An 18404-nucleotide genomic window follows, 5' to 3' on the forward strand; every position below is an offset into this window, starting at 1 on the left:
GAATGGCGGCTCGTCTCTCCCGCCTCGTCATTCCGGCCTCCCGCTGAAATGACGTCGACGATCATCCGGCAAGCGATGCCGTCGCCGGCGGCGATTGTCCAGCCCGCGACTAGCGGATCAGGGGCGGCAGGGCGTCGCCGCGCGGGTGGACGCTGTCGAGCTTCTCGAAGCCGATACGCTCGCCGACGAGGTAGAGCGGCCGGCGCTTCACCTCGGCGAAGATGCGCCCGACATATTCGCCGATCAGGCCGAGCGAGATCAGCTGGATGCCCGAGAAGAACATGATCGAGACGATCAGCGACGGGAAGCCGGGCAGGTCGGTGCCGAAAAGCAGGGTGCGGACCACGAAGAACAATGCGGTCGCCGCGGCGACGATGGCGATGAGGACGCCGAGCCAGGTCGCGATCTTGAGCGGCACGGTCGAGAACGAGGACAGCCCGTCGAAAGCGAAACTGAACAGCTTGCGGAAACGGAATTTCGTCTGGCCATGGGCACGCTCGGCGACCTCGAACGGCACGCCGGTGGCAGGAAAGCCGACCCAGGCATAGAGCCCCTTGGAGAAGCGAGCCCGCTCCGGCAGCGCCCGCAACGCCTCGACGACCTTGCGGTCGAGCAGACGGAAATCGCCGGCACCCTCGGGCAGCTCCGTCTCGCCGAAGCTGGCGAACAGCCTGTAGAAGGCCTTGGCGAAGCCGCGCTTCAGCCTGCCTTCGCCCTCGCGGTCGGTGCGCTGGCCATAGACGTTGAGGAAGCCCTCGCGCCATTTCGCCAGGAAGACGGGAATGGTCTCCGGCGGATGCTGCAGATCGGCATCCATGATCACCACGGCATCGCCGCTAGCATGGTCGAGCCCGGCGGCGATCGCGATCTCCTTGCCGAAATTCCGGCTGAAGGAGATGGCATTGATGCGCGGATCGGCTTCGTGCAGCAGGCGCAGCACCGAAAGCGTGCCGTCGCGGCTGCCATCGTCGACGCAGACGATCTCCCAGGAGGCGACGCAGCCATCGAGCACGCTCTTGAGCCGCTCGACCAACAGCGGCAGGTTGTCCGCCTCGTCATGGACGGGAACGACGACCGAAAGCTCGGGTCGCCGTAGCTGGGCGGCGGGATTGGCCGAGGCGGCGAGGGGCTGCGTGGCAGACAAGGCTTTGACGACCTCAGCGCGTGGGATAGGGGTGGCGTCGTGATGGTGCGGACCGGGACGCGCACCGGCTCCGCCGGCGGCTACTTACATCACGCTCGATGAACGAGGGACAACAGACCGTCATGACCCGCGGTTTCGTGCTCTGTGCCGATGATTTCGCCATGACGGTGGGCGTCAGCCGTTCGATCCTCGAACTGCTCGCGCGGGGCAAGCTCTCCGCCACCGGCGCGATGACCAACCGGCCGCATTGGCGTGGCCTTGCAGGCGACCTCGGAGCCTTCGCCGGCAGGGCCGATCTCGGCCTGCACTTCAACCTGACGAGCGGTGCGCCGCTCGCGGCCATGCCGATCCTCGCCCCGGGCGGGAGCTTGCCGAAACTGGGTGGACTTTCGCGTCTGGCGCTGGGCTCGGCGGCGGCGCGCCGCGAGATTGCTGCCGAGCTTGCCCGCCAGCTCGACGCTTTCGAGGATGCGCTCGGGCGCGCGCCCGACTTCGTCGACGGCCACCAGCACGTCCACGTGCTGCCGGGCGTCCGTCGCGCGGTGCTGGACGCCATCGCGGCGCGCTATCCGCAGGGCTCCGTCTATCTGCGCGACCCCGCGGATTCTGTGACCGCGATCCGCGCCCGCGGCGTGGCCGTCGGTAAGGCGCTGGTCATCGCCGGTCTCGCCTCCGGGCTGCGCCCTGCCGCGGCGCGGCGCGGAATCCCGCTCAATCACGGCTTTTCCGGCGTGTCGCCTTTCGATCCGACGCGCGATTTCGCCGCCGATCTGCCGCGCTTCCTGAAGCGGCCGGGGCCGGCGCATCTGGTGATGTGCCATCCCGGTTTCATCGACGACGAGTTGCGCGCGCTCGACCCCGTCATCGGATCCCGGCCGGTCGAGCATGCCGCGCTCCAGGCCTTCGTCCCGCCGCCTGGATTACGCCTCGCCCGCTTTCGCGAACTCGGCTGATACCGGCATTGTTGCACGCAATAATTGCATAAACCGATCTGGGCGTCGCAATCGAAAATTTACCCTGTTCTGTCATCTTCTCCGCCAGCGGTCTGGCTGCGCCAGCACGGCCGCGTCGGCTGCGCCCGCAAGGAAAAGAGCAAGATGAGCTGGTTCAAGCTGCGGGCGGAGAAACCGCAGGCCACGCCACCCGCAGGGGACCCATCCGAGGAAGCTTCGGGATCGCTCAGCAGACAGATCGCCGGTGCGGCCGTAGCGATCGTCGCGATCGCCATCATCATCGTGGTCATCGCCGTCGCCCGCTACAATGACGGTAAGACGCGCAGCGACCTCGAGCAGAAGATGAACTCTCTGACCGCGATGGTGGTCAACGCCGCGCCGGCCCTGATCCTGTCACGCGATACCACGACGCTGAGCTACATTCTGGAATCGCTGAAGCGCGACCCCGACTTCGCTGCCGGCATCGTCGCCGACGACGTGGTGGCGCTCGCCACCGCCGGCCGGGACGAGGATGCGCGGCTCTCACTGACGCCGAACAACCTCGCCAGGGCGCTGGGGCGCGAGCCATGGGATGCGCTCGGCGCGCACAGCCCGCTCCAGCTCGAGGACAAGACCTACCTCACCAAGCTCCTCGTCGTGCGGGTCGGTGGTCACCAGAAGCAGATCGGCTATGTCGCGCTGCGTTTCGACAAGAGCCGCCTCGTCGCCCGCGCAACCCGCGAACAGTTCGTGACCATCGCGCTGGGGCTCGGCCTTCTGCTCGTCCTTGGGCCACTGCTCTGGTTCTCGCTGTCGCGGACCATGAAGCCGCTGAAGAGCATGACACAGGCGATCGTCAGCATCTCCGACGGCAAGCTCGACACGCCGATCGACGCGACCGGGCGCCGCGACGAGATCGGCGCCATCGCCCGTGCGCTCGGAATCCTCAAGCTGCGCCTCGGCGAGCGCGCCACCCTGCAGGAACAGCAATTCGCGACCGAGACTGAGCGCCGTCAGCGCCAGCAGCATGTCGACGAGGCGATCGCGATGTTTCGCGGCGAGGTCGGCATCGCGCTCGAGGCCTTCAAGAGCAATGCCGACCGGATGGGCGAGGCCTCGGGCGGGCTTGCGCAGGTTGCAGCCGAGTCCTCCGAGCGCGCCGCCCGGGCTGCGCAGACCTCGCAGGGCGCTTCCGCCAATGTCGAGAGCGCCGCCCAGGCCGCCGAGGAAATGGGCGCCGCGATCCGCGAGGTCGAATTCCAGGTTCGCCGCGTCCGCACCGAGATTGTCGAGGCGGCCTCCGCTTCGCGCGACACGGCGGGGTCTGTGCATGCGCTGGATGAGACCGCACGCGCCATCGGCGAGGTGGTCAACCTGATCCGCGACATCGCCGCCCAAACCAATCTGCTCGCCCTCAATGCCACGATCGAGGCCGCCCGGGCCGGCGAGGCGGGCCGCGGCTTCGCCGTCGTCGCCGCCGAGGTGAAGAGCCTCGCTTCCCAGACCGCCGATGCGACCGACCGCATCGTCGCCCAGGTCAGTGCGATCCAGGGGGCGACGAGGGAGGTCGTCGGCGCGATCCAGAGCATCGCGAGCCGCATGGGTGCCATAGAGAGCTTCGCCAATGCGGTCGCGACCACGGTCGAGCAGCAGGCGATCGCCACCGGCGAGATCGCCAGCGGCGTCGCCATGGCGAGCACCTCCGCCCTGTCGGTGTCGAGCGACCTTTGCGTGCTGGCCGACAGCGTCGAGGAAACGGGCCGCTCGGCCGAGCAGGTCCGCCACGCCGCCGGTGAAGTCTCGGCCCAGGCGATGCGGCTCGATTCGACCGTCGATCAGTTCTTGAAGCGCGTCGCCGTCTAGAGCGTTCCGCGCCGGAAACGAAAACGGGGCCCGCGAGGGCCCCGTTCCGTCTTGGTCGCTTGTGGCCGGATCAGGCCTTGGCGCCGTCATAGAGCTCGGCGACGTAATCCCAGTTCACCAGGCTCTCGAGGAAGGCCTTGAGATAGTCGGGCCGGCGGTTGCGGTAGTCGATGTAGTAGGAGTGCTCCCAGACGTCGACACCGAGGATCGGGGTCGCGCCATGGATCAGCGGGCTCTCGCCGTTCGGGGTCTTGCTGACGGCGAGCTTGCCGCCCTTGACCTCGAGCCAGGCCCAGCCCGAACCGAACTGGCCGACGCCGGCGGCTACGAAATCTTCCTTGAACTTCTCGACGGAGCCGAAGGAATCGACGATCGCCTTCTCCAGCGCACCCGGCAGCTTGCCGCCGCCATTCGGCTTCATCCACTTCCAGAAATGCAGGTGGTTGTAGTGCTGGCCGGCATTGTTGAAGACAGCCGGGTTCTTGCCATACGAGGTCTTGACGATCTCCTCGAGCGACTTGCCCTCGAACTCGGTGCCCTTGATCGCATTGTTGCCGTTGTTGACATAGGCAAGGTGATGCTTGTCGTGGTGGTACTCCAGCGTCTCCTTCGACATGAAGGGCTGCAGCGCATCGTGGGCATAGGGAAGATCGGGCAGGGTAAAGGACATAGGGCCTCTCCTTGGGGCTGTCGAAATCGCGACGTGAGAATGGCTGCAATGATGTATCGCTTGAGCCGTCAGGCCCGGCGGAACGTCCGCCATTCCCCCGTTAGTTAAGCTGCGAAGGCGGCAGCGGCAACCGGCAAGCGGAGAGATCGCGGCAGCGCGGGCGTGGCTTGACTTCGACTCTGCCGTGCGCGGCGCCGGGCGCCCGGTTGGCAATACTGCGGCGTATGAATAGTTTAACCATGAGGCGGCAAGCTGTCACAGGACTCTGCCGTCTCGAAGGAGCGAGCGTTTGGTCAAGTTGTTCGTGGTACTCGGGCTCGCCCTGCTGGCCGGTGGCGCCTATGCCATCGTCGATGGCTGGCCTTATCGGGTCTTGGAGCGGGGGTTCACCGAGGTCATCCTCGGTGCGCTTTCGTTCGCGGCCGGTCTGCTGATGCTGTCTGCGGCGGCGATCCTCGCCGAAATCCGCCGGCTGAAAACCCTGGTGGCCAGCGCGGTGACGGCGGTTTCGTTGAATGCCGTCAGGCATGACGATCGGGCGCCGGTTCCGATGCCCACGCCGATCACGCCGCGCGACGAAGTGCGCCCCTCGGGGACGGGGCTAGGCGGCGCCGCGGTCGCGGCAGGCGCGGGAGCGATCGCGCTCGGTGGCGCGCTGACAGGATTGTCGAATCCCGAGCGACGCGCCGGCGATGACGAGGCAGCGGCCGAGCGGGTCGCTGCCTCGATCGCACCTGCCGCGGAGGAGCCGGAGCCGCTGGCCGAGCCCCCGGAGCCGAAGCTGGCTACCGATCATGACGACTGGCTGTTGCCGCCCGCCTCGCGTGATGCCGAGGTCCCGGGCAGCACCGAGGCGGTCGAGAAGGTCGAGCCCGACTTTTTCGAGGCCGCGCTGCTGCCGATGCCGGCGCAGGACCCGATGCGCGATCCGGAAGGGAAGCCGGCGGACCTGAGCGATGAGCCCGAGGCCGAGCCGGAAGCGGATCAGGCTTCGGAGAACCAGACCGAGCTCGCCTTCGAGCCCAAATCCGAAGTGCAGGAGGAGCCGGAGGCTGAAGCGAAGGACGATGCCCCGGCTGCCGAGGCGGCGCCGATCTGGTGGCCGCAGGTCGATCGCGCCGGCGATGAAGCGAAGACGGCGCCGAAGGCAGCAACAGCCGACGACGATTTCAGCGCGCTGCGCGCGCAATTGACCGACGCCTTGGCGAAGCCTGGCGCCGCGCCCGAAATCGAGCCGCCGCGGCGCTCGCTCGACTCGGTGAGCGACTGGATGGCCCCGCGCCCCTGGCCGCCCGTGACGCAGCCGCGCAGCAGTGACACGCTCGATGCGCTCGAAGAGCCGGCTGCCGCCACGGACGAGATTCCGGCGCACACCGAGGAAGCTGCGGAGGCTGCGTCCGAGCTGGAAGAGGAGGCGCTGCCGTCGGTTGCGACGGCAGAGGACGAGCCCGAGATTGCATCGGAGCCGGAAGCGCAAGCGGCCGCGCCCGAATTCGTGCATGGGGCGGAAGAGCCTGCGGCGCCGGAAGCCGAGGCTCCCGCCCCGGAGGCGGACAAGCCTTCCGCTTCCGAGGAAGGCATTGTGGGCGCCTACCAGGTCGGCGAGACGCACTTCACGATCTATGCCGACGGCTCGATTCAGGCGCGCACGCCCGACGGCGATTACGCCTTCGCCTCGATGGACGAACTCAAGGCTTATCTCGCCAGCGAGAAAAGCCGGCTGGATTCAAGACCGGGCTGAGCGCGCCATCCGGACGAAACCGGTGAACGCCGGAGCTTGAGGCTTCTGCGCGGACCCGCCCCCGTCATCCCGGACAACCGGGATGACGGCAAGTTCCGGCGGCGAGGCGACGCGGTTTACGTCGGCCGCTTCCAGCCGCCATTCGCGGCGGTGATCGCGAAGGCGTAGGCCAGCGCGGTCTCCTTCAGCGAGTCGAAGCGGCCGGCCGAGCCCGCATGTCCCGCTTCCATGTTGGTATGCAGCAGCACCGGCCCACCGCCGGTCATGGTCGCGCGCAGGCGCGCCACCCACTTCGCCGGCTCCCAATAGGTGACGCGCGGATCGGTCAGTCCGCCCATGGCGAGGATCGGCGGATAGGCCTGGGCTCGAATATTGTCATAGGGCGAATAGGCCCGGATCCAGTGAAATGCCGCCTCGTCACGGATCGGGTCGCCCCATTCCGGCCATTCCATCGGCGTCAGTGGCAGGCTCTCGTCGAGGATCGTGTTGAGCACATCGACGAAGGGCACCTCGGCAATGATGCCGGCGAACAGCTCGGGCGCGAGATTGGCGACCGCGCCCATCAGCATGCCGCCGGCGCTGCCGCCCTGCGCTACGATGTTGCCAGGCGCGGTGTAGCCCTCGGACGCCAGCATCTCGCCGGCGGCGATGAAGTCGGTGAAGCTGTTCGGCTTGTTCTCGCGCTTGCCGTCGAGATACCAGCGCCAGCCCTTGTCGGTGCCGCCGCGGATATGGGCGACGGCATAGACGAAGCCGCGATCGACCAAGCTCAAGGGGCGCGTGCGGAACGAGGCCGACATTGCCGAGCCATAGGAGCCGTAGCCGTAGAGCAGGCAGGGCGCCGAGCCGTCGAGCACGAGCCCGCGCTTGTGCAGCAGCGAGATCGGCACCTTGGCGCCGTCCTTCGCCGTAGCGAATATCCGCCGCACGACATAGGCCTCCGGATCATGACCTGAAGGTACCTCCTGTCGTTTCAGCAGGCCGCGGGCGCCGGTCGTCATGTCGTAGTCGAAGGTCTCGGCCGGGCGGGCCATCGAGGCGTAGATGAAACGCAGATGGTCGGTGTCGAACTCGTAGCCGGCATCCATGCCGAGGCCATAGGCCTCCTCCGCGAAAGCAATGGCGCTTTCGTCACCGCTCGCGAGGTCGCGGATCACGATACGCGGCAGGCCGTCTTCGCGTTCCATGCGGATCAGTCGTCCGCGCAGGCAAAGATGGTTGAGGACGAGCCGCCCCGGCTTGTGCGGCACGAGATCGACCCAGCGCTCCGGCGAGGGAGCGTCGATCGGGGCGCGCACGATCTTGAAGTCCTCGGCGCCGTCGGCATTGGTCAGGATGAGCAGCTCGTCGCCGTGATGCTCGACCGAATACTGCCGCCCGGCCTGGCGCGCCGCGATCAGACGCGGCCGGTCGGCGGGAAGGGCGAGGTCGACCATGCGGACCTCCGAGGTCTCGTGGTCGCTGCTCGAGATCAAGAGGTAGCGATGCGACTGGGTCTCGTCGATGTCGACGAACAGGCCGGGATCGGCTTCCTCATAGAGCAGTTCGTCCTCGCTCTGCGCTGTGCCGAGCCGATGGCGCAGCACCCGCGAGGGCCGGTGGTCGGCATCGAGCGCGACATAGACGAAGGCGGTGGCGTCCTGCGTCCAGATCATCTCGCCGCTGGTGTCGCGGATCTCGTCCGGCAGATCCTTGCCGCTGGCGAGGTCGCGCACGCGGATCAGGTAGAGCTCCGAACCGGCCTCATCGGCGCTCCAGGCGAGCAATCGATGATCGGGACTATGCGCGGTATCGCCGAGATCGAAGAATTCCTTGTCTTCGGCGAGCGCGTCGGCGTCGAGCATGATCTGCTCGCGCCCTGGCTTGCCTGCCGTCTTGCCATGGCGCGGCTTGCGGCAGATCAACGGGTGCTCGCCGCCGCGCCGGTAGCGCTGGTAGTAGAGGAAGGGGCCGTCGGGCTGCGGCAGCTCGCTGTCGTCTTCCTTGATCCGCCCGCGCATCTCCTTGACGAGTTCGCGCTGCAGGCTTCGGGTCGGCTTCATCAGCCGATCGCACCAGGCGTTCTCGGCCTCGATATAGGCTCGGATATCGGCCGGCAGGGCTTCCGGCTCTCGCAGGACCTCTTTCCAGTTCTCGGCCCGCAGCCAGGCATACTCGTCGACCAAAGTAACGCCGTGAACCGTGCGGCGCAGAGGACGAGGCTCGGCAAGGGGAGGCGTCGCGGAAGATCTCTCAGGCATGTCCAGACTCTGTTTGCGGCGTAGCGCTCATCAGTCGCACCCGTTCAGGCGTTTACGATGGCGTCGACGGAGATCGAACTCGTAAAATCGGCTGAGATCGCTGGCAAGACAACCGTTGCGCGCAGATATTCGCGCCAGTGCATATTTGGTTGCCACATGCGAACACGAGATCGCCAATATTATGTATGAAACAACGTATTCGAAATGATCACTGCCGCTTGCAGTGTCATCTTTCTTGGATTAGACGATTGCACGACTGATCCGTTTTGCGCGATTCTATATCCGGCAGAATTCGACCTGCTGTCGGTGCAGCATCAGGCAGGCGCTTGCGCCGCCTAAACAGAGCGGGCCCAGTCGCCGATACGCCCGGTCCAAAAAAACAACGGAGCAACGCCACCATGGCTGACCACGACGGTTCGGACTTTATCGAGCTGACAGCAGATATCGTCTCCGCTTACGTCTCGAACAATTCGGTTCCGGCCTCGGAGTTACCGGCGCTGATCAACGATGTTCATCTTGCGCTGAGCCGCGTCGTCGGTGGTATCGCGCCGGTGGTTCCGGTCGAAGCGCCCAAGCCCGCCATCGCCGTCAAGAAGTCGATCACGGCCGACTTCCTGATCTGCCTGGAGGACGGCAAGAAGTTCAAGTCGCTGAAGCGTCATCTGCGCACGCAGTACAACATGTCGCCTGAGCAGTATCGCGAGAAGTGGGGCCTGCCGCCCGACTATCCGATGGTCGCGCCGAACTATGCCGAGGCGCGTTCGCAGCTCGCCAAGAAAATGGGCCTCGGTCAGCAGCGCCGCAAGCGCCGCTGAGAGATCAAGGCGAGCAGTCGCCGAGAAGCGAATTCCTTTCGAGTTGATGTCGAGCCGCCGGCCCTGCCGGCGGCTTTGTCGTTTGGAGCGCTGCTGCCAGGGTTTGGCAGGAGGATGTCCCCGACCTTGCTGGCGCGCTTGAAAAGCCGGATCAAGGAATATAGTCCTATGTTCGCTATCCTCGATCGCGTCTGGCGATCGAGGTGTGGGAGTGAACATATCATGAACATTGACTTCGCCAATGGGGCGGACCCTTTGTCCCGCAGCGTCAGGGCGCGGCTCGCCGAGGCGGCTGTCTGTGCCGCGCTGCGCCAGTCGCCGGCCAAACTTCGTCAAGGCCGGCGTGGCGTGAGCCGCGTCGCCTTCGGCCGTCAGGTCGCGATGTATCTCACCCATGTCGGCTTCGGGTTGAATCTCAGCCAGGTCGGCCTCGCCTTCGGTCGCGACCGGACGACCGTCCGCCATGCCTGTGCGCTGGTCGAGGACAGGCGCAGTGAGCCGGGCTTCGAACTTGCGCTCGCCGCGCTGGAAGCGGCGCTGACGCTAAGGCTACGGGCGTTAGCGCCGGAGGCTGGCCGATGAGCGCTCCCGAGATGACTACCGAGCGCCTGCTGCGACATCTCCGGCAGGCCGGGGCGTTTGCGGCCGAATCCCCCTTTGGCTGCGGCCGCATCGCGCTCTATCGCACCGTGGCCGGAGCGAGTCTTGGTGCGGGCTATGTGCCGGCAGGCGAGGACGCGCCATTGGTCGAGGCTGGGCTTGCCGTCTGGCTCGGGAGCGGCAAGGCGCGCCGCCTACATCTCACCGAGACCCGCCCCGTCGTCGTGACCACGATGGCGGTCGAGGGCGAAGTGCGGAAAGTCGCCCTGAACGAGCGCGAAAGCCCGCTGCTCTGGCTGCACCGTCGGCCTGGCAGGGACGGCAGGCCGCAGATCTCGGCCGCGGAATTCGCCGCCGGCGAGCGCTTCCGGGCCGACCTCACGCTGGCGCAGATGCTGCCGCGCGTAACCGTGAACTGGGATGCCGGGCTGGCTGCGGGAACCCATGCCTCGTCGCATGGCCCGGCCAGCGCCTCGGATGCCAGCCTGGCGGCGCGCCAGCGTGTTCGACAGGCCTGCAAGCGCCTCGGCCCCGAGCTGTCCGGGCTCGCGATCGACGTCTGCGGCTTTCTCAAGGGGCTGGACGAGGTCGAGCGCGAGCGAGGTTGGCCTTCGCGCTCGGGCAAGGTCGTGCTGCGCCTGGCTCTGGCGGCCTTGGCCGAACACTATGGCCTGGCGCGCAAGGTCGGCCGCCATCCCGTCGCGCACTACGCCTGGCAGGCGGTGGATGCCCGTCCGATGTTTCCTTCGCCGGGCTGAAGCTTGGTCAGGCGATGGCGGCGCGGGCGTCGCTCTTGATCCGCTCGATCATCGAGCGCACCCCGTTCGAGCGCTGTGGCGTGAGATGGGCGGCAAGGCCCAGTCGCTCATAGATGCCGAAGGCGTCGGTTGCCAGGATTTCGGCGGCGCTGCGACCGGAGTGGATCGCCAATGCCAGCGCGACCAGGCCGCGCACGATATGGGCGTCGCTGTCGCCGCGGAAATGTAGCAGCGTCGCCTCGCCGGGGCCGCCTTCTCGTTTCGTCTCGAGCCAGACCTGGCTCGCGCAGCCGCGGACCTTGTTGGCGTCGCTGTAGGCGTCCTGTGGCAGCGGCGCGAGCGTGCGCCCGAGTTCGATCAGGTAGCGGTAGCGGTCGTCCCAGTCGTCCAGGACCTCGAAATTGGCAATGATCTCGTCGAGGTTTTCGTTCATCGGCCGTCGCTCACCTTGCGGGCCGCCGCGGGGAGGCGGTCCGGCAGGCTGTCTTCGGCGCGCGGCCCGGTCAGGTCAAGCGTCAGCGCTGCGGCGTTTGGGCCTCGCCGCTGCGGCTCGTAGCGGCGGCTGCCGCCAGCGCCAGGACGCGGGCGCGCGTCTCGGGTTCCAGCCCGGCCAGCACCTCTGCCGCCTCGCGCAGGCTGGTCGCGCCTTGCAGGGCGGCCTTGGGGTCGATCTGCGCCAGCACGGAAATGGCGGCCTTCGCGTCGAAGGGCGCAGCCTCGGGCTCGCTTTTCGTGCCATGGACCGGCGAGTTCAGGGCGATCAGCCCGATCAACGCGATGCTGCGCATAAGATAAGCCATGGTTGTCCCCGTCGCTAGCGCGGGGCGTCCCGACCCCACACCCTCTCACCCTAACGCAGGGGGGGAAACACCGAGTGTGCCAGGCAGGCGCAATTTGAATCAAAAGCCGGTTTTGTTCTTCAGCTTCCATTCACCTTGCTGGCAACAAGCGGTAGCGTGGAAATTTTCGGCCGATTTGCGATAAGTGGCTGAAAATAAATGAAATAAATATCGTTTTGGGCACGCTGGCCGGCTTTGGTCCGGCTTCCCTTTAAGCCCCGCTTAAATGCAGCCCGCGAGGATCGCTCCCAACAAGGCCAGGCTTTTCGCCGAAGGCCGACAGAGGTTGAGTGTTGCGGTTCTCCAGCATGATGAAGGCGGTCAGGGCGCAGGTAGCGGCGATGGTTCACCCATCGGCGTTGCCGAACTCGCTCGAACGCATCCGGCATGAGCGCTTCATGCTGACCCGTCTGGCGATCGGTGCCGGCGGGCTCAGCCTGGTGCCCGCCTATATCGCCTGGCGCGGTCGGCTAGACCTGTTCGAGACCTTGGTGCTGGTGGCTGTCGGGCTGCCGCTGCTGGCAGTCTTCGTGCTGTCGCGCACTGGCCGTCTCGACCTCGCACATTGCATTTCCGGCGCGGCGCTCACGCTTCTCATCGTCGCGCTCGCCTGCATGACCGGCGGCACGACCTCGCCGCTGCTGCTATGGCTTGCCGCGGTCCCTGCGGAGGCGATGTTCTTCGGCTCGCGGCCCTATGTGGCGCGGGGCAGCGCCCTTGCCGCGATCGGGTTGGGCGCTGTGGTCGCGCTGCAGAGCTGGGGCGTCGTGGGCGAGCCTGCTCCCTGGATCTTTGCGGCTATGCCACTTCTCGTCACCATCGCGATCGTGCATGCGATGCTGATCGCCACTGCTTTCCTGCGCCGGCGCGATGACGAGCAGCGCGAACACCGCGCATCCGACGCCCGCGCGCGCCTCATGCTCGAGCATGTCGGAGACCTCGTGACCTGGCATGACCTGACCGGCGGCGTGGTCTTCGCCAATGAGGCCGCTCGTGCCCTGACCGGCTCCGAGCCGCCGCAGCTGCATGGCAAGGGGCTTTTCGAGCGCGTCCACATCGCTGACCGTCCGCTTTTCCTCAAGGCGCTCAGCGATGCCGCTCACGGTACCGGCCGGGCCAGCGCCAGCTTCCGCGTGCTGTTCGTGGCCAATCGCGCCGGAGAATCCGCCGGCGTGCCTACGGTTCGCTGGCTCGAGCTCAACGCCCGGCGGATCGATCAGGCCGGTCCGCGCACCGGAGCGGCTGTGGTCTGCGTCACCCGCGATGTCACCGACCGTCGCGTCCATGACGAGGAGCGCGAGCGCCACCATGCCGAGGCCGTCAGGGCAAGCGACGTCAAGGGGCAGTTCCTCGCGACGGTGAGCCACGAGCTGCGCACGCCGCTCAACGCCATCATCGGCTTCTCGGAGATGCTCAGCGGCGACCTCGCCAATGGTCTCGATGCCGAGCGCCGTAAGGAATACGCGACGATCATCCACGACTCTGGGCACCATCTGCTCGATGTCGTCAATACGCTGCTCGACGTCTCCAAGATCGAAAGCGGCGCGATGACCATCGAGCAGGCGCCGCTCGACATCGCCAAGCTCGCCGAGGATTGCTGCGCCGTGGTCGCGCTCAAGGCCCAGTCCGGCCAGGTGACGCTGGAGCGCGTGGTCGGTCCCGACCTGCCGCAGTTGCTCGGCGACCGGCGCGCCCTCAAGCAGGTGATGCTCAACCTGCTCTCCAATGCGGTGAAGTTCACCCGTCCGGGTGGGCGCGTGACGCTTGCGGTGGTGCGCGATGGCGGCATGATCGACCTCTCGATCTCCGATACCGGCATCGGCATCGCCGCCGCCGACCTGCCGCGGCTGGGCGATCCCTTCTTCCAGGCCAAATCTTCCTATGACCGCGCCTATGACGGCACTGGTCTCGGACTCTCGGTCGTGCGCGGACTGGTCGGCTTGCATGGCGGCACTCTCAGCATCGAGAGCGCCCCCGGCATCGGAACCCGCGTCGCGGTTCGCCTCCCGGTGGCCGGCATCGCCGCCGCCTGCGAGCCGGTCCGCATCGCCACACATGCCCGCGCCCCGCGCCGCGGCCTCGAAACCAAGCAACCCTTCCGCCTGACCGCCTGACCGAGAGCCGAGAAGATGTCCGCAACGCTCGCCGCCCGCGCCCGCAACGATGCGACGCTCTCCATGCCGCCGCGCCGCATCAGCGGCGGCAAGCGCCAGCCCTCGGTCACGAGCCGGCTGATGCGCTGGCTCGGCCGCAAGCCGGGCAGGGCCGTCGTCGTCCTGCTGTTCACTGCGGTCGCCGCGGCGATCACGCTCAACGCGCTGCTCTTCCAGAAGGTGCGTCATCCCGCGCCGATGCTGTCTGCGCCCTCCACCAGCCCGCCGCCGGCGCGTACGACCGAACGTCGTGCCGATGTGCCCGCCGCCCAGCCGCAACCGCAGTCACAGCCGGCCGTGCCGCAGGGCATTCCGACCCAGCAGGAATTCCTGCCGCCGGTCCGCCCCGGCAGCCTGCCACAGGCTCAGCGCGAGGCGGCGCCGCGTCCGCCGGCCGCCGTCGCGCCCGCGCCGCGGGCGGCCCAGTCGGCGCCCGCCACCCGCCCGGCGCCGTCGCGCGATCCGATTGCCGATCTGATCAACGGCGGCGACCTGCGCCCGCCGGCGGATATCCGCGGTGCGGCGACAGCGCGCTCCGGCGCCGCGCCGCGCTGAGAACTGAATCGAGACACGGCGCGGAGCAGAGCCGTTGGCCCGCCTGACCAGCGATTTCTGGGTGTCTGCCTATCTCAGGCAGGCGGCCCATGATGGCCTCGTCGCCGTGCTGCGCCGGCGCGGCGCCAGCGAGGCCGGTGCGATCTTCGTCAAGCTCGACCGGCTCGACGGCACTGCCGTGCTCTATGGCCCGGCGCCGCAGGCTCTCGCTGATGACGATGGCGGGCGCCGCTTCCAGCGTCTGCTCGAGGCCGATCCACTGACCGTGGAGGACCGCGTCGCCCGGGAGGTCCGCTTCGACGGCGATCTCTGGCTCGTCGAGATCGAGAACCGCGCCGGCGACCCGCGGCTGCAGCTGGTCGACTAACCCGTCTTGCCGCCAAGGCGGCGCAGCACCTCCTGCACATTGCCGCGCACTGCCGGCCGTTCCGCACCGGCCCTGACCGGGGTGCCGCTCGGGTCCATCGCCGGCTGCAGCGCCGGGCGGGCGCCGCCATGCTCCGAGAGCCGGCCGATCTGCAGGGCGAGCCGCCGCGCCGTCGCCGGTGTCAGCAGGCGCATCAGATCGGCGAGGGCGAAGATGCGCTGGACCGACATGGCGGTGTCGTCGCCGAGGCCGATCAGGAAGCGTGTCGCCTCCTCGGGGCTGGCGCCGCAGCCGACCAGTGTCAGGGCTGCGAGCTGTCGCGAATGATCGTCGGCGATGGCGTGGGCGAATCCGGGCCCGGCGCCGAACAGGTCGGCCAACGCTTCGAAGGCTCCTTGGCGATCGACGAGCGCGGTCGCGACAAGCCCGGAAAACTGCTCCTGGCTGATCGAGGGGCGCCGCGGCGAGGGGGCGAGCGCCTCATGCGCGGTCGCTGCCTCGATCATGGCCAGCCGCTTGTCGAGGCTCGCCTGAAGGAACAGCGGCGAAAGCTCCGCGACCGGCAGGTCGTCGCGGGCGAGGAGGTGCAGGCCGAGTGCAGGCAGCGCGCCGGCCCGCGCCACCAGCAGGTCGAGCGCCGCGCGCGGCAGCACAGCGGCCGCATTGCCGGCAAGCACCAGGGCGATGGCGGAATCCACCTGGCCGGCGAGCAGCGTGCTCGCCGCGGCGGTGAGATCTGGCCGCCCCGCCAAAGCGAGCTGCGCGGCAGGATCTCCCTCGGCAGCGATGTCTTCGACCTCGGCAGGAGAGAGCGGCATGCCTCGCCTGATCAATGCCGCCAGCACCTCGCCGCCGCGGGCCTGCAAGGTGGCCAGGATCTCCGGCGGCGTGTGGCGCCAGCCGGCGAGCTTGCGGGCGAGGATTAGGGCGGTCTGCTCGTCGACGATCGGGATCAGGGCGGCTGCCATCTCCCGGAAGGCCTCCATGTCCTCCGGCGACGGATTGGTGGTCGAGAGCAGGAGATCGGCCTTCACCCGCAGGGCGACCTGGCGCAGATCCAGCCCGCCATCGCTGGCGAGGCGGGCAAGCTGCGCGAGATCGGCGGCGATTCGAGAAGGCATTGGCGGGCTCGCGGGCAAATTAGTTCGATTCCCGCAAAAATATCCCCGATGCGTTAGCACTGCGTTAACCATGACAGTGCCTGATGTCGGAGAGGATGGCGTGCCGACGTCGCGCAGATTGCCTGACCCGGTGCGCCCTGAAGACAGGCTGCGCGTGGCGGGTGCCGGTTTGGCATGAATCCCGCTTCACGCTCCCAGGCGAGAGACGGACGAAGTTCGCGATTTTCCCGCAGGCGCCAACAAGGGAGGCGCATCATGGCCGACGTCATTCCTTTCGCGCCGCGCAGGCGCTTAGCCAGAACCGCAACCGCCGCGGCCGACGCAGCGCCGGCGCAGATCCTGTTCTTCACCGGGGTCCGCTATGAGCGTCAGCCAGAGCCGCCCGCGGCCAAGCCGCAGCGCCGGCCTCGGCCGGCCGGAGGCTCCGGCCGAGATGCTCGGCGCAGGCGGCCGGGGTGAGGCGCCGGGCCTTTTCGGCGCTTCTGTCCAGCCTCCTTCTCGCCGGTTGCACGACCGGTGATCTTGGCCGACCCCGCCCCAGCATCTTCAACGATCAGATCGTGCCCTCGATGGGCGAATGGGCCGCGCGCCTGCGCGGCGAGGCCTCTTCGCATTTCCATCTGACCGATGACGAACAGCAATTGCGGGCGCGCGCCTGGCGCCTGGTGATGCCGGCGCACGAGCGCAGCAGTTTCGAGATCGCGCTCTCGAGCCTCGCTCACACCCGCATGCTGCCGGCCGCGCTGCAGTCGAGCAGCATCTCCGACTATCAGCGGGCGCTGGTGTCCGGTTCGTTCGCCTCGCAGGCCTCGCGCTACAACCGCCTCGCAGAGGATGCGAATGCCGATCGGGCGTTGCTTGCGCCGTTCCGCGCCAATGCGATCCGGGTCGTCAATGCCGACCGTGTCCGGCTGCGCACGCTCGACGCCTCGACTCGTGTGCCGGCGGAAAGCCGCGATCCCGCACAGGCGCGCGTCATGGAGAACGAGGGGCTCGTCCTCTGGGTCTGCGAGCGCCTGCGTTTTCGCCTGGCGAGCTATCGCTACGCCCTCGACAATCTCGTGGTCGAGATGCCGTCGGGCGAGGCGGTCAGGGCGGAACGGGCGATCATGGGGCTGGAGGCCGAGATCAACCTGGTCTGCAAGCTGCCGCTGATCGGCGTGTTCGGTGGCGAGGGCGTGCCGGCTGCCGATCGGCCGGTCGTCTACAAGGGCTAGGAGCATCTTCGGGCGAAGCGGATACCGGTTCGCCCGAGAAAACGGCGATGGAACAACGGGCTAGTCTGCGCTGGTGCAGGCGACGCTGGTCGCCAGCGCTTCCGCTTCGCCGCGATCGACGGTGTGCCGGAGCATGACACGCGCCACGATCAGCCCCTGCGGCGAAGGCGAGACGACGCGCAGTTCGCGCGAGGTCTCGCCTTCCTCGTCCTGCGCCAGCCGCTCGTCGAGCTGCTCCTGCGTCATCACCACGAATTCGAGCACGCCGCGGATCGCCGCCCGGTCGGTGATCGCATAGGCGACGCCGCCACCATGGCGATGCAGCGTCAGGCCGAGCGGCAACGCGCCAGTCTGGGCGGAGACGCGCACGGGTCCGGTACCGAGATCGTAGCCGCAGACAGCGCTGACGCTGTTCGGATCGGGCTCCGCCAGCGCAGGCAGCCCTGCGGCAGGCGGCGTGACCAGCTCGGCATGCCCGCCATCGCCGAGCGCGGCATAGGCGGAGGCGGCATCGCGTTCGGCCAGAACCGGGATCAGCAGCACCGCGAGAATATGGACGATGCCGGCGAGGACCAGTCCCATCAGGGTCAGCAGGACGAGGCGACGCAGGCCGCGGCCGAGCAGACCCGGCCAGCCGGCGACCGATGTCCTCGGCGGCTTGGTGGCAGGCGCGGCGTGCAGTTCCCGAGGATCGTCGAGCGTGCTCATCGGCAATCCACCCGGCTGATTCGGGGCAGGGCTTCGGGCCGTAGCTCGCCGGCATGGCTGGAGATTGGCGTGTCGTAGAGCCGCAACCTGAACTGGAAGCGCCCGGAAGGCGGCAGCGGCAGCCAGTTGCCGGCTTCGGGCGTCGCTGCGGCGATGATCTTCAGGCCGCCGCGCTCGTCGCGAACCAGCTCGGCATCGCTGAAGCTTTCGCGGGCGACCGCGAGCTGGAGTGGGCGGCGCGCCGGGTCGGCGACGGCGAGCGACCAGCCGCGGGCAGGGGGAGTGAGACCCGTGACGGTATAGCGGCAGCGGCCGTCGAGCGGCTGCCCGGCATCGTCGCGCTCGGCGATGAGCAGCAGACCTTCGCCGGCGCCGAGCGGCAGATGGACGCCGCGCGCCAGATAGGCCCGCATATAAGGATCGGTGTCGCGCGCGCCGCTCTTCGGCCAGGTCGTCCAGGCGCCGATCTGCGCCCGACCGACGACGGGTCGCTCGGCCACGGCGTAATGCGCCGAAGCCAGCCCCAGCCCGGCGCCGAGCGCGATCACATAGGCAAGTTCGACAACGCGCATGATGCGGGGGACTGGCTCCCTTCGACGGTCCGGGGCGATGCGCCGAGTCTAGAGCACTTCCGCGCTTCGTTGAATCGCGGAAATGCTCGAGAGCGCCGGTCGGCGCAGA

18 protein-coding genes are annotated in these 18404 nt (G+C 67.9%); 10 read left to right on the forward strand and 8 right to left on the reverse strand.

Going from position 1 to position 18404, the window contains the following annotated elements:
- Positions 1-109: 109 nt before the first annotated feature.
- On the reverse strand, positions 110-1144 hold the full coding sequence (locus DK26_RS03475) for a glycosyltransferase family 2 protein (protein WP_066468308.1): 1035 nt from the start codon (positions 1142-1144) through the stop codon (positions 110-112).
- 122 nt (positions 1145-1266) lie between these two features.
- Between DK26_RS03475 and DK26_RS03480 the strand changes: the two genes are divergently transcribed.
- Both DK26_RS03480 and DK26_RS03485 read left to right on the forward strand, forming a co-directional pair.
- On the forward strand, positions 1267-2097 hold the full coding sequence (locus tag DK26_RS03480) for a ChbG/HpnK family deacetylase (protein ID WP_066468310.1): 831 nt from the start codon (positions 1267-1269) through the stop codon (positions 2095-2097).
- A 144-nt stretch (positions 2098-2241) separates the two neighbouring features.
- Positions 2242-3939, forward strand: coding sequence for a methyl-accepting chemotaxis protein (locus DK26_RS03485; RefSeq protein WP_066468311.1), 1698 nt, complete (start codon positions 2242-2244; stop codon positions 3937-3939).
- 70 nt (positions 3940-4009) lie between these two features.
- Here DK26_RS03485 and DK26_RS03490 read toward each other — a convergent pair whose 3' ends face one another.
- Positions 4010-4609: a superoxide dismutase gene (locus DK26_RS03490; RefSeq protein ID WP_066468314.1), complete on the reverse strand. Its 600-nt coding sequence runs from the start codon at positions 4607-4609 to the stop codon at positions 4010-4012.
- A 289-nt stretch (positions 4610-4898) separates the two neighbouring features.
- Here DK26_RS03490 and DK26_RS03495 point away from each other — a divergent pair, with 289 nt between their 5' ends.
- The gene (locus DK26_RS03495) at positions 4899-6350 is read left to right on the forward strand and encodes a hypothetical protein (protein WP_066468317.1); all 1452 of its coding nucleotides are present in this window, start codon (positions 4899-4901) and stop codon (positions 6348-6350) included.
- Between the two features lie 116 nt (positions 6351-6466).
- On the opposite strand, the gene DK26_RS03500 is transcribed toward DK26_RS03495, so the two are convergent.
- Positions 6467-8590 carry a S9 family peptidase gene (locus DK26_RS03500; RefSeq protein ID WP_066468320.1) on the reverse strand — a complete coding sequence of 708 codons (2124 nt, stop codon included), beginning with the start codon at positions 8588-8590 and terminating at the stop codon, positions 6467-6469.
- A 398-nt stretch (positions 8591-8988) separates the two neighbouring features.
- On the opposite strand from DK26_RS03500, the gene DK26_RS03505 reads away from it, so the two are divergent.
- The 3 genes from DK26_RS03505 to DK26_RS03515 all read left to right on the forward strand — a co-directional run bounded on the left by DK26_RS03505 (position 8989) and on the right by DK26_RS03515 (position 10763).
- Positions 8989-9405 (forward strand): MucR family transcriptional regulator, encoded by a 417-nt coding sequence (locus tag DK26_RS03505; RefSeq protein WP_066468323.1) that lies wholly within the window; start codon positions 8989-8991, stop codon positions 9403-9405.
- A 222-nt stretch (positions 9406-9627) separates the two neighbouring features.
- Positions 9628-9987 (forward strand): helix-turn-helix domain-containing protein, encoded by a 360-nt coding sequence (locus DK26_RS03510; RefSeq protein ID WP_066468779.1) that lies wholly within the window; start codon positions 9628-9630, stop codon positions 9985-9987.
- Complete coding sequence (locus tag DK26_RS03515) at positions 9984-10763, forward strand: DUF6456 domain-containing protein (protein WP_066468325.1); 780 nt, start codon at positions 9984-9986, stop codon at positions 10761-10763. Before DK26_RS03510 ends, DK26_RS03515 begins: the two co-directional genes overlap by 4 nt.
- Positions 10764-10770: 7 nt before the next feature.
- On the opposite strand, the gene DK26_RS03520 is transcribed toward DK26_RS03515, so the two are convergent.
- Complete coding sequence (locus DK26_RS03520; RefSeq protein WP_066468327.1) at positions 10771-11196, reverse strand: SufE family protein; 426 nt, start codon at positions 11194-11196, stop codon at positions 10771-10773.
- A gap of 82 nt (positions 11197-11278) precedes the next feature.
- Positions 11279-11563: a hypothetical protein gene (locus tag DK26_RS03525; RefSeq protein WP_157089489.1), complete on the reverse strand. Its 285-nt coding sequence runs from the start codon at positions 11561-11563 to the stop codon at positions 11279-11281.
- 332 nt (positions 11564-11895) lie between these two features.
- On the opposite strand from DK26_RS03525, the gene DK26_RS03530 reads away from it, so the two are divergent.
- Genes DK26_RS03530 through DK26_RS03540 form a run of 3 tightly spaced genes read left to right on the forward strand, consistent with a single transcriptional unit; the run spans position 11896 to position 14677 of the window.
- Positions 11896-13716, forward strand: coding sequence for a PAS domain-containing sensor histidine kinase (locus DK26_RS03530; RefSeq protein WP_157089490.1), 1821 nt, complete (start codon positions 11896-11898; stop codon positions 13714-13716).
- A 15-nt stretch (positions 13717-13731) separates the two neighbouring features.
- Positions 13732-14310 carry a hypothetical protein gene (locus DK26_RS03535; protein WP_066468332.1) on the forward strand — a complete coding sequence of 193 codons (579 nt, stop codon included), beginning with the start codon at positions 13732-13734 and terminating at the stop codon, positions 14308-14310.
- Between the two features lie 34 nt (positions 14311-14344).
- A complete protein-coding gene (locus DK26_RS03540) occupies positions 14345-14677 on the forward strand; it encodes a DUF1491 family protein (RefSeq protein ID WP_066468333.1) in 333 nt (110 codons plus the stop codon).
- Here DK26_RS03540 and DK26_RS03545 read toward each other — a convergent pair.
- Positions 14674-15798, reverse strand: coding sequence for a DUF2336 domain-containing protein (locus DK26_RS03545; protein ID WP_066468335.1), 1125 nt, complete (start codon positions 15796-15798; stop codon positions 14674-14676). The genes DK26_RS03540 and DK26_RS03545 overlap by 4 nt on opposite strands.
- A 560-nt stretch (positions 15799-16358) precedes the next feature.
- Here DK26_RS03545 and DK26_RS03550 point away from each other — a divergent pair.
- Positions 16359-17015 (forward strand): hypothetical protein, encoded by a 657-nt coding sequence (locus tag DK26_RS03550; RefSeq protein ID WP_157089492.1) that lies wholly within the window; start codon positions 16359-16361, stop codon positions 17013-17015.
- A 60-nt stretch (positions 17016-17075) separates the two neighbouring features.
- Here DK26_RS03550 and DK26_RS03555 read toward each other — a convergent pair whose 3' ends face one another.
- Positions 17076-17723, reverse strand: coding sequence for a hypothetical protein (locus tag DK26_RS03555; RefSeq protein WP_157089493.1), 648 nt, complete (start codon positions 17721-17723; stop codon positions 17076-17078).
- The gene (locus DK26_RS03560) at positions 17720-18295 is read right to left on the reverse strand and encodes a DUF1214 domain-containing protein (protein ID WP_066468338.1); all 576 of its coding nucleotides are present in this window, start codon (positions 18293-18295) and stop codon (positions 17720-17722) included. The genes DK26_RS03555 and DK26_RS03560 overlap by 4 nt, the downstream gene beginning before the upstream one ends.
- Positions 18296-18404: the final 109 nt, after the last annotated feature.

The organism is Allobosea sp. WAO (assembly GCF_001509835.1).
Classification (GTDB): Bacteria; Pseudomonadota; Alphaproteobacteria; order Rhizobiales; family Beijerinckiaceae; genus Allobosea.